Source organism: Brevibacillus antibioticus, assembly GCF_005217615.1.
GTDB lineage: Bacteria > Bacillota > Bacilli > Brevibacillales > Brevibacillaceae > Brevibacillus > Brevibacillus antibioticus.
In genome coordinates this window covers 3,759,670-3,774,169 of the sequence record NZ_SZNK01000001.1, presented here as the reverse complement: position 1 = coordinate 3,774,169, position 14,500 = coordinate 3,759,670, and the positions used below count along the sequence as shown (strand labels likewise).

16 protein-coding genes are annotated in these 14,500 nt (G+C 47.8%); 10 read left to right on the top strand and 6 right to left on the bottom strand.

Going from position 1 to position 14,500, the window contains the following annotated elements:
- Nucleotides 1-16 precede the first annotated feature (16 nt).
- A complete protein-coding gene (locus tag E8L90_RS17830; protein WP_137030599.1) occupies nt 17-1,006 on the bottom strand; it encodes a metal-dependent hydrolase in 990 nt (329 codons plus the stop codon).
- A gap of 159 nt (nt 1,007-1,165) precedes the next feature.
- Here E8L90_RS17830 and E8L90_RS17825 point away from each other — a divergent pair, with 159 nt between their 5' ends.
- Nucleotides 1,166-1,447, top strand: coding sequence for an MFS transporter (locus E8L90_RS17825; RefSeq protein WP_137030598.1), 282 nt, complete (start codon nt 1,166-1,168; stop codon nt 1,445-1,447).
- A gap of 31 nt (nt 1,448-1,478) precedes the next feature.
- Nucleotides 1,479-2,585 (top strand): A/G-specific adenine glycosylase, encoded by a 1,107-nt coding sequence (gene mutY, locus E8L90_RS17820; protein ID WP_137030597.1) that lies wholly within the window; start codon nt 1,479-1,481, stop codon nt 2,583-2,585.
- 41 nt (nt 2,586-2,626) lie between these two features.
- On the opposite strand, the gene E8L90_RS17815 is transcribed toward mutY, so the two are convergent.
- From E8L90_RS17815 to E8L90_RS30330, 3 genes are all read right to left on the bottom strand, one after another.
- A complete protein-coding gene (locus E8L90_RS17815; protein WP_137030596.1) occupies nt 2,627-3,403 on the bottom strand; it encodes a Cof-type HAD-IIB family hydrolase in 777 nt (258 codons plus the stop codon).
- A 118-nt stretch (nt 3,404-3,521) separates the two neighbouring features.
- Nucleotides 3,522-3,680 (bottom strand): YrzI family protein, encoded by a 159-nt coding sequence (locus E8L90_RS17810; protein WP_137030595.1) that lies wholly within the window; start codon nt 3,678-3,680, stop codon nt 3,522-3,524.
- Nucleotides 3,681-3,817: 137 nt separating this feature from the next.
- Nucleotides 3,818-3,970, bottom strand: coding sequence for a hypothetical protein (locus E8L90_RS30330; protein WP_167497609.1), 153 nt, complete (start codon nt 3,968-3,970; stop codon nt 3,818-3,820).
- Between the two features lie 530 nt (nt 3,971-4,500).
- On the opposite strand from E8L90_RS30330, the gene E8L90_RS17805 reads away from it, so the two are divergent.
- The gene (locus E8L90_RS17805) at nt 4,501-6,468 is read left to right on the top strand and encodes a methyl-accepting chemotaxis protein (protein ID WP_137030594.1); all 1,968 of its coding nucleotides are present in this window, start codon (nt 4,501-4,503) and stop codon (nt 6,466-6,468) included.
- Nucleotides 6,469-6,516: 48 nt separating this feature from the next.
- Here E8L90_RS17805 and E8L90_RS17800 read toward each other — a convergent pair whose 3' ends face one another.
- Nucleotides 6,517-6,741, bottom strand: coding sequence for a hypothetical protein (locus tag E8L90_RS17800; RefSeq protein WP_012684762.1), 225 nt, complete (start codon nt 6,739-6,741; stop codon nt 6,517-6,519).
- Nucleotides 6,742-6,936: 195 nt separating this feature from the next.
- Between E8L90_RS17800 and fabL the strand changes: the two genes are divergently transcribed.
- The 7 genes from fabL to E8L90_RS17765 all read left to right on the top strand — a co-directional run bounded on the left by fabL (nt 6,937) and on the right by E8L90_RS17765 (nt 13,949).
- Nucleotides 6,937-7,695 carry an enoyl-[acyl-carrier-protein] reductase FabL gene (fabL, locus tag E8L90_RS17795; protein ID WP_012684763.1) on the top strand — a complete coding sequence of 253 codons (759 nt, stop codon included), beginning with the start codon at nt 6,937-6,939 and terminating at the stop codon, nt 7,693-7,695.
- Nucleotides 7,696-7,806: 111 nt separating this feature from the next.
- A complete protein-coding gene (locus E8L90_RS17790) occupies nt 7,807-8,220 on the top strand; it encodes a GNAT family N-acetyltransferase (protein ID WP_016742780.1) in 414 nt (137 codons plus the stop codon).
- Nucleotides 8,221-8,268: 48 nt separating this feature from the next.
- Nucleotides 8,269-8,805: a DUF402 domain-containing protein gene (locus E8L90_RS17785; RefSeq protein WP_012684764.1), complete on the top strand. Its 537-nt coding sequence runs from the start codon at nt 8,269-8,271 to the stop codon at nt 8,803-8,805.
- A gap of 57 nt (nt 8,806-8,862) precedes the next feature.
- Complete coding sequence (locus tag E8L90_RS17780; RefSeq protein WP_137030593.1) at nt 8,863-10,644, top strand: ABC transporter ATP-binding protein; 1,782 nt, start codon at nt 8,863-8,865, stop codon at nt 10,642-10,644.
- 24 nt (nt 10,645-10,668) lie between these two features.
- Nucleotides 10,669-11,889 carry an MFS transporter gene (locus E8L90_RS17775; RefSeq protein ID WP_137030592.1) on the top strand — a complete coding sequence of 407 codons (1,221 nt, stop codon included), beginning with the start codon at nt 10,669-10,671 and terminating at the stop codon, nt 11,887-11,889.
- Between the two features lie 112 nt (nt 11,890-12,001).
- On the top strand, nt 12,002-13,231 hold the full coding sequence (locus E8L90_RS17770) for an MFS transporter (protein WP_137030591.1): 1,230 nt from the start codon (nt 12,002-12,004) through the stop codon (nt 13,229-13,231).
- A gap of 172 nt (nt 13,232-13,403) precedes the next feature.
- A complete protein-coding gene (locus E8L90_RS17765) occupies nt 13,404-13,949 on the top strand; it encodes a flavodoxin family protein (RefSeq protein ID WP_137030590.1) in 546 nt (181 codons plus the stop codon).
- 74 nt (nt 13,950-14,023) lie between these two features.
- Here E8L90_RS17765 and E8L90_RS17760 read toward each other — a convergent pair whose 3' ends face one another.
- Nucleotides 14,024-14,377: a MoaF-related domain-containing protein gene (locus tag E8L90_RS17760; RefSeq protein ID WP_137030589.1), complete on the bottom strand. Its 354-nt coding sequence runs from the start codon at nt 14,375-14,377 to the stop codon at nt 14,024-14,026.
- Between the last annotated feature and the right edge of the window lie 123 nt (nt 14,378-14,500).

Sequence of the window (14,500 nt, the reverse complement as noted above, 5' to 3'; positions counted from 1 at the left end):
CGGTAGTCTCGACTTATTACGAGCGTTTTGAATCTAATTTTTTGGTAAGCTGTTCTTCACCGCGATGGATCCAGCCGACGAAGGAATCGCGGATAGTCAGATCAAAATTGAGGTAGACCACAGCGACGAACATGTAGTGACTTTTCCCTTGAAAACGAGAGCGGTAGCGCAGATCAATCCATTTGACCTCATAGCCAAAGGAGCGTTCCTTTGTTTCTACATGCACATGATGGGTAAAAGCAAGGAAGGACTGGACTTTGTAACTTTTCTTGGCTGCCGCAATCCGCTCATTTTCCGGTTTGATGGAGAAGGTGTCCAAGACGACGACGTCCCCCGAAATGACTTCACCTACATACCAATGCTGCTCTGTCTTGGCGACGAAGGTCCAATACGTCCAGGAAAGAGTAGGGATGATGGTGAAGGTTCCAGCTTTGCCGATTCGCTGACGAACCAGCTCGGTCGTTCGCCTTTGCACCTGAATCCGCCAGTAGTAGTATCCAGCAATGATCACGTATATCCATAAAAAGACGTGTCCAGGATGCGCACCTGCCGCCCATAGCATAAAGCCTACCAGATGAGCAGCGAAAATGAACGGATCGAAAATGAAAATGGCGTTGAGCGCCACCCATTTGTCGCGAAACGGGTACAGGCCCTTTGTGCCATAGGAATTAAACAAGTCAACGAATACGTGTAAACAGACGGCCAGGAATATCCAGCCGAGCAAATGCAGCCAATGGGGCTGTGGCATCATGGCCTGGATGAGAACAAAAATGGCTCCAGTCCAGAGAAATAAAGCGGGAACCGAGTGAGAAACGCCTCGGTGGTTGCGAATGTAGGCAGCGGTACCACGAAGGCGGACTAAGCCATCCAAATCAGGTGCCTGCGAGCCAATGACCGTTCCAATCATGACGGCCACTGCAAGTGACGGAGTAGAAGCTACGACAGGATCAAGATAGGCGAGCCCGGCCAATCCAAAGCCCATGGCAAAATGTGTGGCTGTATCCATGGAATCGTTGTCTTCCTCCCTTCCTTCCACTTTTATTGTTTATTATAGCTTTTGCCTAAGGTTAATTCCCGCCCGTTCTGAAAATATTTGTGTGCTTGTTCGCACGGGGTGGGGAGGGTATGATGAAAGCGTTGAATTGTTAAAGGAGGAACATGTCGCATGCTAACGGTTTTCATTGAATACAAGCTGGATACTGAAAAGCAGAGTCACGCTCTGCGATTGCTCACCTCGATGGCTGGGCGAATGGAAGCGATGGGTGCACATCAGTATCGCTTGATGGAGGGCCTGGATCAGCCCGGTCTGTTTGTCGAAACATTTGAGGTTGAGACTGTTCATATATACGAAGAAATCAAGGCAAACCGATTGGCAGACCAGGACTTTTGCGACTGTATTTCCGGCGGAGCTGCGAAACTGCATGTGTGGGCTTTTCGTCCCGCTTAAACTGGGTTGAAAAGGAGTAGAATGAACGGAAATGGCAAGAAAAAAAGAAAGCTTAAAATATACACTTCCTGAACAATTTCATGTGTTTGGCTTTGCACAGGATTTGCTGGCCTGGTACGACTCACAAAAGCGGGATTTGCCTTGGCGGATCAACAAAGACCCATATCGCATCTGGGTATCGGAGATCATGCTTCAGCAAACTCGCGTAGAGACCGTTAAACCTTATTATGCGAATTTCATGGGGAAATTTCCGACGGTGAGTGATTTAGCGAAAGCGCCCGAGGAAGATGTCTTGAAAGCGTGGGAGGGACTCGGTTATTACTCTCGCGCGCGCAATCTTCAAGCCGCAGCCCGCGAGGTAACGGTTCGCTATGGAGGAGTTGTGCCGGATACACCAGAAGAAATCGCTACACTAAAAGGTGTCGGTCCGTATACAGCAGGTGCCATTCTTAGCATTGCCTATGAAAAGGCGGAGCCGGCTGTGGATGGAAATGTAATGCGTGTCTTTTCCCGCCTGTTGTATTTAACCGACGACATCGCCAAGCCTGCTACGAGAATCAAAATTGAGCATCTCGTACGCCAGGTCATTCCAGAGGGAAGAGCGGGAGATTTCAATCAGGCTTTAATGGAGCTAGGAGCGATGGTCTGCGTGCCGCGCACTCCGCAATGCTTGACATGTCCGGTGTTTGACTACTGTATGGCGCGTCAGGAGGGAGTGGCAGAAGAGCTGCCGGTCAAAGGCAAAGCCAAACCCCCACGTCCTGTAGATCTGCAAGTAGGCATTATCATTCGCGACGGCAAAGTCTTGGTGAACAAGCGTCCCGATCAAGGGCTTCTCGCCGGCATGTGGGAATTCCCTACTGTTGAAACCGAACAGGAAAGTGATGCTGCCAAGCAGGAGGCACTTGCAGTCGGTTTGCGTGAACGATTCGGAATCGATGTAGAAGTCATACAGCCGCTAGGTACGGTTCAGCACGTCTTCTCACATTTGCAGTGGAACATGCAGGTATGGTCCTGTGACTGGATCGAGGGGGACGAGCTCCCCGCTCATACAAGATACGCAGCTTGGGAGGAATTAGATGCTTACACCATCCCGATGGCACATCAAAAAATTCGCGAGCTGTTGGGACAAAAATAACAATTAGGCAAAGCTGTCGAGCATTCCTCGGCAGCTTTTATTTATTTCATCAGACCGATGTGACGCAAGCCGTGAGATATTCCGCCATCATCGACATGGCGGGTCACGTAATTGGCATACGGCAACAAAGCTTCATGCGCATTGCCCATCGCAATTCCCATCCCGACATAAGAGAGCATCTCTTTGTCATTTAGACCATCTCCAAAAGCAACTGCCTTACTTGGCGCAAGGCCGATATGTGAGAGGAGCGCTTCAATACCAAGCGCTTTTGAACCGCCTTTCGCAAAAACATCCATACAATATTCATGCCAGCGTATAAACGAGAGAGCGGAAATCTCTTCTTTGTACTGCTGTTCGTGTGCATCTGGTGTAAACAACAGCGCCTGATAAATATTTTCAGAATGGGCGAAGTCCGCATTGTGATCAGGGGAATCGAGCTTCAATTGCTGAAAGGTCCAATCCAAATATGGATGACGCTTATGGGTAGAAAAGCCCGCCGTACTGCCTTGAAACACGATGGGATGGTCGTGCTGGGCCGCGATCTGTTGCAATTGATCGAGTGTTTTGGTCGGGATGGGGCGATCATAAATGGTTTTTCCCTGATAGACAACATATGCGCCATTGCAACTGACGTACGAGTGGATGCCGCACTGCTGGGCAAGCTCGTCAAAATAATAATGAGCTCTGCCTGTTGCTAAGACGACCTCGATCTTATTTCTTTGCAGCTCTTGAATGGCTTCGAGTGTATCTGGTGGTATGATTTTCTCTTCGTTGACGAGTGTTCCATCAATGTCTAAAAAGACGATTTGATACTCCATGATTTCACTCCCCACGTTTCTCTTCTGAATCCATTATAAAGCTTCGCGAGAGGGGGGAGCAGTGGAAAATAAAAAGATCATGCCCCCGCAGACATGATCTTTGTGAAAGTGTTTCGTTTTATCGAATTAAAAACTCTGGAAATTGTGTCACGATCTGATGCTTTTGTTCTTCGATGCGTTTCAGCGTTTGCTGTTGCTTGTATTTTGCTTCAATTTGCTTTGGTGTCAATTTCCGTTTCTCAATAATGATTGTGAAGAAAATCATTGGAATGTACATGAGTGTATCCCTCCCATCCCGTTAGTTTGGTGCAGTCAGCTACCATCTATCGCTTTGACTCCTGTAAACCTCATCATCTGACGCCGTTGTTTGTTTTTCATACCAAAATCCCTCCTATGGTCAAGTAGTGGTGTCCATTAAATGCGGCTCACAAATTGTGCAGCTTCAAAAGCATGTTCTTCAGCGCGTTCTTCGAGATAGCGACAGCGAGCAGATTCTCCGAAAAGTGTCTCCGCTTGTTCCTTATTGCGTTCAATCTTGACTGTGAAAAGCAAAAAGTTTAGTACCATTACCAATCACCCCCTTTCAAGGTTAAAAATGTTAATTAGTGAGAAATAAAAAGACCACGGGCGAAAGCCTGCGGTCTTCTGGCATCAACAAACGGACTTGCCGTTTTGAAGGGCATAGAAAGACCACAAGCAACAACGCCTGTGGTCGGTAATAGACGAAATGGAAACGTTAAAGAGTACGAATACTACTGGAATTCGTCGACCCAGGAGGCGCTGCTATATTCAGTTGGAACAACCACAAGACGATCAATAAGAGATGGATTTGGATACATTGCTATCATCATCATGGTGCTGCCTCCTTTCTTTCCGTAGTAGTAGTGTGTGGAACGTACTCTTAGAATATGGCATTTTTTTCTTGTTGTAAAGCGATTTTTTACCTATTTCTAGAAGAAAGTATATTCTGAATATAATAAAAGATAATAAATAATAAACAAATGTGCAGTTTGGTGGGCAAATGAAGGTTTACCATTAGGCATATAGCGGGTATCAATATAGGACAACCATGACACGCAGAAAGGTGATGCTAGCGAATGAAAACACCCAGACTTACTGTAAAATCTAAGCTAATCGCTACATTTTCCACCATATTAGTGTTCCCCATGCTTTTGCTCGGGTTGCTCTCTTATCAGAGTGCCAAGTCAGAGTTGTCAGATGAATTACTTACGACTGCCTCTGAAAATGTTCGGTTGATAGATGCGCTTTTGAATCACACACTGATGGAGCAGTCCAGAAATGTGGAGTGGATCGCTGCTGATATTGTACGCAATGACATCCTGGAAGAGACCAGAATGAACACGAAAAAGAAATTGCAGCGCTTTCTCGCTATAAATTCGGAAGTGAGTGAAGCGTATATCGGGGACCAGAATGGCGGCATGATAACTGCAACCGATTCCAAGCTCCCGGACGGATTCGACCCGCGAAAAAGAGAGTGGTACATAGCAGCCATGAAGCATCCTGGGAAAAGCATTATTGTGGACCCATACATTGATGCCATTACGGGCAAAGTCGTGGTGGGAATAGCCATGGCATTGCCTGATCGGTCCGGTGTCTTTGGGATTGATATTCAACTGACTGCGCTGGACACAACTGTTAAGCAGGCGAAGATTGGTACGCAAGGATATATGGCTATTTTAGATAAAAACCGCAAGATGCTTGTCAATCCAAATGGAGAGTCGGGCGTTGAAGTTGCAGAGTCTTGGGCAGATACTGTTTATGCGGAAGAGTCCGGACGTCTACAATTTAATCACGAGGGAAATCCCGTACAGGCTGTGTTTACTACCAATGAAAATACGGGCTGGAAGCTGGTAGGCGTAATGTATGAAAGCGAAGCAGCAGAAGCAGCGAACCCGATTTTTTACACGATGCTCGTGATTATCATTGCTGCACTGGTGGTAGCTGGCGGAGTCATTTTCCTGATTTTGCGCTCCTTACTCCGTCCTCTGCGCATGTTGACAGAAGCAGCGGAAAAAATGAGCCAAGGCGATGTAACACAACAAGTAGATATACGAAGTGACGATGAGTTAGGGACGTTGGGCAAAGCCTTCAATCATATGGCGGAATCTCTTCGTTCCTTGCTCCATTCTGTGAATGATTCTGTCCAGCAGCTGGCTGCTTCGGCAGAGCAGCTCGCTGCAAGTGCGGATCAGACAAGCAAAGCGACAGAACAGATCGCAGAGACCATGCAAGAAATGGCGGAAGGAACCGAGCAGCAAGTCTCCCATACGCAGGAGGGTAACGCAGCAGTTGAACAAATGTCGGCAAGAATCGGTCAAATCGCAGAGCATACACAAAACGTATTCATCGCAGCTCGGGAATCGTCAGACTTGGCAGTGACCGGAAACAAAGCCATTCAATCGGCTGTGCTGCAAATGAACGCATCCAGCGAATCAATTCACGGTTTGGCGAAAGTCGTGGATAATTTGGGTACGCGTTCTCAGGAAATCGGAAATATCGTGGATGTGATCACTGCCATCGCAAACCAAACCAATCTGCTCGCACTAAATGCAGCAATTGAAGCGGCTCGAGCAGGGGAGTATGGACGAGGCTTTGCTGTGGTGGCTGATGAGGTACGCAAGCTGGCAGAGCAATCCGCAAGCTCAGCACAACAAATTGGTCAGCTCATCACCGGGATTCAAGCAGAGACAAACCATGCTGTGATAGTAATGGATCAGAGCAAGCGTGAAGTCACGGAAGGGATTGAAAAAGTGAACGAAGCTGGCCAGTCCTTCGAACAAATTCAATCAGCTGTCAATGAAGTGGCAGAGAAAATCGGCCAGGTATCTGAGGCGACGCGTGATTTCTCCACGCGGGCACAGCAAGTGGTTGAGATCATTGGTCATATTTCCGAAGTGACACTGCAAGCATCTGATGGAACACAAAGTGTATCCGCAGCTGCCCAGGAGCAGCTAGCCTCTATGGAAGAGATCGCTTCCTCAGCCGTTTCTCTCGAACACCTCGCGGAGGAATTGCAAAACCAGATCGGCCAATTCCGTATCTAAAAATAAGCCCGGTGCCGTGTCTACATCACGAGCAGCCGGGCTTTTGACTTAATCGTAAATAGGTGACGAGGAATGATCCCATCCCCCGCTGTCTCCATTCACAGGCCCTCGGGATTCAAGCTCATGGATGACTTTGACGTGAAGAGAGGCTCCTTCTGCACTGAGGTAAGCTGCCAATTGCGAAAAATTGTGATGGTAATAAAGCAGCTCATTCATTTCCCAATCAGCTAGTGGCACCATGGTTAATTCGGATAATTCCCGACCTATGTACACCCTGCCATTCCTCCTTATGTGGTAGTGGTTGCCTGATACCGCGAGCTTAGTATGGCTATAGTTGAGAGGATCAAGTCATGCCTGGATTTTTTCCGTAGGTAGAAAAAGCGCAGGTGGAGTTGTATAATGAAAAGGTGATTTTTACATATTAGTACCTGCTATTAATAGTTGGTCAGGTTGGGAGGTAATCTTTTTATGAATACAACGAAAAAAGTTGCACTGGTTACTGGCGGGACCCGAGGGATCGGAAAAGCGATTGCTCTTCAATTGGCGGAACAGGGTTATGACCTGGTGCTGAACTATTTGCGTAACCGCACTGCGGCAAGAGAAGCAGCAGCAGAGCTGGAAGCAAAGGGCGCTCGTGTCCATCTGATCAAAGCCAATGTAGGGGATGTAGCAAAAATCAAAGAATTGTTTGCAGAAATTGACCAGGAATTCGGGCGCTTGGATGTCTTTGTGAACAATGCGGCATCGGGTGTACTGCGTCCGCTGATGGAGCTGGAAGAAAGCCATTGGGACTGGACCATGGAAATTAACAGCAAGGCGCTGTTGTTCTGTGCGCAAGAAGCGGCAAAACTAATGATCAAGGGCGGCAACGGCGGAAAAATCGTGAGCTTGTCCAGCCTTGGGTCCATTCGCGTACTCGACAACTATACAGCGGTTGGCGTATCGAAGGCAGCTGTAGAAGCGATTACTCGTTATTTGGCAGTGGAGCTCGCACCGCATAATATTGTAGTAAACGCTGTATCTGGCGGAGCGGTGGATACGGATGCACTCAAACATTTCCCGAATCGTGAAGAATTGCTCGGTAGCTCAGCAGAGCGTACGCCAGCAGGACGCATTGTGGAGCCAGAAGATTTGGCTAATGCTGTGATGTTCTTGCTCTCCGACAAAGCGTGGATGGTTCGCGGACAAACATTGATTGTAGACGGTGGTATTTCTCTTTTGACATAATTATTTATGGAAGATGGAGTATGGAGTTGGAGACTTTGTGGTGTTGCGACACAAGACAAAGTTGTCCATGTGTTGTACAATAGAGGAAGAAGGTTACGAAGGAGGCAACACATGCTGATTCGTCCGTTTCGACTCGGTGACTATTCGGCTATCACACGTATTTGGCAGGAGACGGGGTTGGACCAATCGGACAAAGAGTCATTGAACGATTTGGCCCAGCATTTGGCTTGGGACAGCGATCTGGTAATGGTTGCAGAAATTGAAGGCAGAGTGGTAGGGGTCGTGGTTGGCACGATTGACGGCGCTCGTGCCTATTTCTACCGATTGGCTGTACTTCCTGAGATGCAAGGCTCAGGTATTGGTCGCGAACTCGTTGAAGCAATTGAAAAGCGTTTCAAGCAACGAGGTGTCAATAACGTCTTGATCATGGTCAATCAATCAAATCCGGAAGTCCTTCCGTTTTACCTTTCACTTGGCTATGAAGTACAAAAATATGTTACACTTTCCAAAAAGCTCTCTTCTTAAAGGAGGCTTGTCCCCATTCAAATAGAGAAGAGAAGAAAGGGGAGAGTCATGTCACCAGCTCCGGGCTCCAATATCCGCATAGAAAGTTATAAACACGACCATTCGCTGCACCGCATATGGGACAAATCTACGTTGATTCATACCAGTGATGCGGTGGTGATTGGGGGAAATGATCGGGTCAAGGTGACAGAAGCAGACGGGCGGGAATGGCGTACGCGTGAACCGGCCATTTGTACATTTGGTAGAGGCCAGTGGTTCAATACCATTGCCATGATTCGTGATGACGGTATTTATTATTATTGCAACATTGGTTCGCCCTTCAGCATGAAGGGACAATTGCTAAGCTACATAGACTATGATCTCGACGTAAAAGTATTTCCCGATATGACGTACTCGATTCTCGACGAAGAGGAGTTTCTTTTACATAGCAAACAGATGAACTATCCTCCATTTGTTGTGGAAAGAGTGCAGACAGCATTGCGAGAGGTGCTGGATTGGGTAAGCGCACGACGTGGCCCTTTTCAAAACGGTTTCGTCCAACGTTGGTACGAGCGTTATCTTTTAGTACGAGATGATGAGGAATAATCCCTTTCCCGAATGACCGGGGGAGGGATTTCCTTGTTTGCAAAGGAGGTATGATGGTTGAGCATACGCCGCTATTTGGCTTATGTCCTGCCCTATTGGAAACAAATATTGGGCACTATATTTATTGGTATTCTTAAGTTTGCGATCCCACTTGCTCTGCCGCTTCTTATCAAATACGTCATTGATGACCTGCTGCCCAGTCCGCTTCCTCAAGAGGAAAAGCTGAAACAGTTATTTTGGCTGATGCTCGGGGCCTTTTTGTTATTTACAATCGTTCGCGCTCCTGTTGAGTACATCCGGCAATACTATGCACAGTGGGTATCTAGTCGCATCTTGTTTGACATTCGCAATCAATTATTTTCTCATTTGCAACGACTGTCGATGCGTTACTACAACAATACAAAAACAGGTGAGGTCATCTCTCGGGTTATTAACGACGTGGAATCCACGAAAAGCTTCGTGGAAACAGGATTGATGAATCTTTGGTTGGACCTGATTACGATTACGCTGACGATGGGGATTATGCTCTATATGGACGTGGAGCTGACGATTGTCGCGATTATCGTTTTCCCTTTGTACAGTATCTCCGTCAAATTTTTCTACAAGCGCTTGCGTCAATTGACAAAGGATCGTTCTGCTGCACTGGCGCGTTTACAAGGGTATTTGTACGAACGCGTGAACGGCATGTCGCTCATCCGCAGCTTTGCATTAGAAAAGCAGGAGAGCAAGGAATTTGCCAAGGAGAACAATCAGTTTTTGGATAAGGCACTGGCACATACGCGGTGGAATGCACGAACCTTCGCCGTGGTCAATACGGTGACGGATATCGCACCGCTCTTGGTCATTGCCTATGCTGGCTACCAAGTCATTGGCGGGAGCATGAGCGTAGGGACGCTCGTAGCGTTTTATGCTTATTTGGAGCGCTTGTACACGCCGCTGCGACGTCTGGCCAATTCCAGTACGGTATTGACTCAGGCAATTGCCTCGATGGACCGGATGTTCGAGTTTATCGATGAATCATACGATATCGTCGACAAGCCAAACGCGGGGGAGCTGCCTGTAGACCCTGCAACCAAACGAATTCGCGGAGAAATCCGCTTTGAGAACGTGTCCTTCCGTTATCGGGAGGAAGGCCCTCTCGTCTTGAACAATGTGAATCTGAGCATCTCTTCTGGTGAAACCGTTGCGATTGTCGGGATGTCAGGCGGAGGAAAGTCTTCGCTGATTAGCTTGCTGCCGCGTTTTTGGGACGTGACAGAAGGGAAAATTACGATTGATGGCATCGATATCCGCGATGTGAAGCAGCAAAATTTGCGTCATCACATCGGAATGGTACAGCAAGATAATATTTTGTTTAGTGAATCAGCAAAAGTGAATATTTTAATGGGCAATCCTGAGGCGGATGACAGTGCTGTGCAAGAAGCTGCGAAGGCGGCAAATGCTCATGACTTTATTAGCGAATTACCGAATGGCTTCCATACTGAACTGGGAGAGCGCGGAGTAAAGCTCTCTGGCGGGCAAAAGCAGCGAATCGCGATAGCGCGTGTTTTCCTGCGTGACCCGGGTATTCTGATTCTGGATGAGGCGACGTCTGCACTCGACTTGGAATCAGAGCACACGATTCAGGAGTCTTTGTCCAGATTGGCAAAAGGAAGAACTACGCTGATCGTGGCCCATCGACTCTCAACGATCACCCATGCGGACAAAATCATTGTCATGAAAGAGGGACAAATCGTTGAGGAAGGCACGCATGAGCAATTGCTTGCCAAAAAGGGAGCATACTATGCCCTCTGGAGTGTGCAGGATTTAGGAAGTACATCCGACCTTCAACTGGGATAAGCAGATGGGATTGGAGGAAGTCCGATGGAGATATGGCGCCGTAATTTATATGTGCTCTGTGGATCGTTGTTTTTCGTCATGGTGGCGATGAGCATGATCATGCCTTTTTTACCGCTTTACATTCAGCAGGATTTCGGAATTGAAGACCCACATCAAGTCACGGCTTGGGCGGGGATTATTTTTGGAGCCAACTTTTTGACGGCGGGCCTCGTCTCGCCTATTTGGGGAAATTTGGCCGATAAGCACGGGCGCAAGATCATGATTTTGCGCTCGGGGTTTTTCATGTCTATTACCATGGCACTGACCGGCTTTGCGGGAAGTCTGTGGCAGCTTTTGGCCCTTCGTCTGCTCAATGGACTTGTTGGGGGAATCATCCCTGCCAGTACCGCATTGGTAGCATCCTCTGTACCCAAAGAACGAATTGGCTATGCAACAGGGCTGCTTCAGTCTTTTATTACAGCCGGAACGATTATGGGACCGCTGTTTGGTGGTGTTCTCGCGGAGAAGATCGGCTTTCGGATGATTTTTGTGATTACCGGTTGCGTATTATTACTGGCGACCTTGGTCATTACGTTTATGGTGAAAGAGAATTTTGTTCCACCTGAAAAAAAGGAACGGTCGAGTCTACGCGAAGACTTTCAGATGATCTTTTCTTCCAAAGAACTCCCGGCGCTCTTTTTTGTAACCGTAATGATCCAGTTTGCGTTGTTTAGCATTATCCCTGTGTTGCCGATCTACATTTCGCAATTGGTTGGATCAGAGGGAGCAAAGGTAGCGCTGTGGGCCGGTATTGTCCAGGCGTGCATGGGGGTAGCAAACGTCTTTGCCTCCCCACAGCTGGGGCGTTTAGGAGATCGGTTCGGTTCGCAAAAAGTGCTCTTGTTCTCGCTTTTGGCTGCCGCAATCATCTTCATTCCACAAGGTCTGGTACATACGGTATGGCAATTGGTCGCGCTCCGGTTTTTGTTAGGATTATCGCTGGGAGGATTGCTTCCATCCGTCAATGCTTTGCTGCGACGTGCAACACCTGTACATATGGTCAGCCGCGTATACGGCTATAACAACAGCTTCGTCAGTATTGGTAGCATGCTTGGGCCGATGATTGGTGGCTTTTTGGCAGGCTATGTAAGCATTAGCGGAGTCTTTTACATGACGAGTGCTTTCTTGTTTATTAACGCAGGCTGGGTGTACTACAGCTTTTTTCGAAACAAATCTGTACAGCATCCTGATTCTGGAATAGAATAAAAGGTAATTTTCGCGAAAAGAGGTGCACCTCCATTGTGATGGCGAGTCGGTGTGAATAACATATTCCATCAGGACGTATAGGCTGTCCTGAACCGACAGGAGGGTGTGCTTTATGTGGCATCGACGCTTTATTTGCCTCTGGGCGGGTCAGACATTGGCCAACCTTGGGGATGTATTTTATATTGTCGCGTTTATTTCGATCATCTACGCCGCAACTGGCTCTGTCATGTACACGGCGTTCATACCGGTTGTCATCGTAGCTTCGCAGTCTGTGAGCAGCTTGTTGGCTCCGTTAGTGTTTCAGCGATTGTCGTTGACGGGAATGCTCGTGCTGTCGCAAGGCTTGAAGACGATACTGTTGGCTGTAGCCTCATTAGCTGTCAGCAGCGGTGTAGGAGAGCAGGGAGAGTGGATCTGGCTATTGTTCGGATTGGGGGCAGCTATCGCCTTTATGGATGGCTGGGCAAACCCTGCACGCAATGCTATGGTGCCGCAGCTGGTCGGACAAGAAGACCTCATGCGAGCGAATGGTTTGCTTGCTACCTCGGATCAAACCGTTCATTTTGCTGGCTGGGCCGCAGGGGGATTGCTCGTTTCTTGGCTGGGAGCAGGTGTTGTTTTGTGGGGAACGGTTGGTGCCTATGTTGTGGCAACGATCGCGATGACAGGCATTGCACCGGCAAGCGAAAAGCTGCGAGAAGAACAGGCAGCTGGGGCGACAACCAACTGGCTCACTGGATGGAAAGCCATTCGCGATGTACCTGTCCTGCGACTGCTGGTCGCGATGGATGTCGTGATCGGCTTGTCCGGGGGTGTGTGGATCGCCGCGATTATGCTGCCATTTGTCCTCGATGTGCTTGGACAAGGGGAAGAATGGTGGGGCTATATTAATGCCGGTTACATGCTCGGAGCCATTGCGGGTGGGACGCTGCTATTGATGTATGCGGAGCGAATGCGGCGTCATTTATTTCGTTGGATCATTTGCGGTACGATTGGCGTCGGATTTTTTACCTTTTGTTTTGGCGGTAGTACGAACGCTCTGGTGGCACTGTTGTTTTCGTTTGCGTTGGGACCGTTTTTGGAAATGGTGCATGTAAGCAAGCAGACACTTTTGCAGCAAGAGACGGAGGAATCAGTACTGCCCTATGTCTTGTCAGCAAAGGGGACGATTGATTTACTCGTTTTTGGCACTTCTGCCCTGGTGATGGGGGCTATTGCTGAATGGCAGGGCGTCCGGGTTGTTTATTATGTATCTGCTGGCTTGTTACTCCTTGCTTTCCTTTTTGCGCTGCGTTTGCAAAAAAAGCAGACGGAGCATTCTAGTGGGGTTTCCGTAAACTAAAACACGAACAGGCTGTCTTATCCGTAGACTTTTCTACTGGTAAGGCAGCCTTTTTGATTAGAGGTGGTGGTCTGACAGTTTAAAGATTCGGTTAGGTGCTTAAAGGTTTGAGAAAGTCCTTCTTTCACCATACAATAAAAGGAGCAAACAAAGATGTAAGGATGGTGAGTATATGAAGATTCTCGTTTTGCATGGAAGCTCCAGAGATGCAGGAAACACAGAACAGTTAACCAATCTGGCATTGGAGGGAGTGCCTCATACCAGCATCCGGTTGCGAGAGAAGACGATCCAACCGATTCACGACCAAAGGCATGACGAGGGAGGCTTCAATGCAGTCGCGGATGATTACGATGAAGTGACAGAAGCGGTGCTCACCCATGATTTTCTGATTTTCTCTACGCCGATCTATTGGTATGGCATGTCGGGGCATATGAAAAACTATGTGGATCGCTGGTCGCAGAGCTTGCGTGACAAGCGTTATTCCTTCAAAGAATCGCTCGGACAAAAGCAAGCGTATGTCATTACGACTGGCGGAGACCAGCCCAGATTGAAGGGGCTGCCGCTGATTCAGCAGTTTCAGTATGTGTTTTCTTTTGTAGGCATGCCATTTGCGGGCTATATCATCGGGGAAGGCAACAAACCCAGTGATATAATGTCAGATCAACGGGCAGTAGAGGAAGCGAAGATTTTTAATGCATGGCTGAAGGCCAAACAATAGCGGATTGGACAACAAAAGACCGGAAGCAATTCCGGTCTTTCGCTTCGTCATCTTTCACGGATTATGAGGTGGAGCTAGTAAAGTTCGGTTATGGTGCCGGAATGGAACAGACTTTTTCGGACACCTTGTTCATCATAGGTATAATGGGTATAGACCAGCATTCTATTAAAATCAGCAACTTGGCTGACCGTGTAGACTTCTTCTAGCCAATACATAAAGTAAACGCAAGGATCTATCTCCACGTAGTTGAATGTATAGTAACCATTGAATCCTTTATGCGGTCCAGCAATCCCTTCATCATGCCGATGAGTAGCGTCAAAGAAATGAATGATAAATACATTGCCATCATCATAGTCATAGCGAAAGGTCCTACCAGCGTATATTGGGAGTGGATGACTGTATTGTACATATTGAAAATCTGGATGCATATCATACTCCTCCTTTTGTAAGCAATATATGTCAAACGTAGGCGTATGCTCTGCGTGGAATGCAAAAAACAGCGGTCAGTCTAAGACTTTATTTACCGGTCTTAGGTAGCCGCTGTTTCATTT

Bases quoted from the DNA above. Each gene is read 5' to 3' on its own strand.
- E8L90_RS17830 (WP_137030599.1), bottom strand. From the start codon at position 1,006: ATGGATACAGCCACACATTTTGCCATGGGCTTTGGATTGGCCGGGCTC.
- E8L90_RS17825 (WP_137030598.1), top strand. From the start codon at position 1,166: ATGCTAACGGTTTTCATTGAATACAAGCTGGATACTGAAAAGCAGAGT.
- mutY (WP_137030597.1), top strand. From the start codon at position 1,479: ATGGCAAGAAAAAAAGAAAGCTTAAAATATACACTTCCTGAACAATTT.
- E8L90_RS17815 (WP_137030596.1), bottom strand. From the start codon at position 3,403: ATGGAGTATCAAATCGTCTTTTTAGACATTGATGGAACACTCGTCAAC.
- E8L90_RS17810 (WP_137030595.1), bottom strand. From the start codon at position 3,680: ATGTACATTCCAATGATTTTCTTCACAATCATTATTGAGAAACGGAAA.
- E8L90_RS30330 (WP_167497609.1), bottom strand. From the start codon at position 3,970: ATGGTACTAAACTTTTTGCTTTTCACAGTCAAGATTGAACGCAATAAG.
- E8L90_RS17805 (WP_137030594.1), top strand. From the start codon at position 4,501: ATGAAAACACCCAGACTTACTGTAAAATCTAAGCTAATCGCTACATTT.
- fabL (WP_012684763.1), top strand. From the start codon at position 6,937: ATGAATACAACGAAAAAAGTTGCACTGGTTACTGGCGGGACCCGAGGG.
- E8L90_RS17790 (WP_016742780.1), top strand. From the start codon at position 7,807: ATGCTGATTCGTCCGTTTCGACTCGGTGACTATTCGGCTATCACACGT.
- E8L90_RS17785 (WP_012684764.1), top strand. From the start codon at position 8,269: ATGTCACCAGCTCCGGGCTCCAATATCCGCATAGAAAGTTATAAACAC.
- E8L90_RS17775 (WP_137030592.1), top strand. From the start codon at position 10,669: ATGGAGATATGGCGCCGTAATTTATATGTGCTCTGTGGATCGTTGTTT.
- E8L90_RS17770 (WP_137030591.1), top strand. From the start codon at position 12,002: ATGTGGCATCGACGCTTTATTTGCCTCTGGGCGGGTCAGACATTGGCC.
- E8L90_RS17765 (WP_137030590.1), top strand. From the start codon at position 13,404: ATGAAGATTCTCGTTTTGCATGGAAGCTCCAGAGATGCAGGAAACACA.
- E8L90_RS17760 (WP_137030589.1), bottom strand. From the start codon at position 14,377: ATGCATCCAGATTTTCAATATGTACAATACAGTCATCCACTCCCAATA.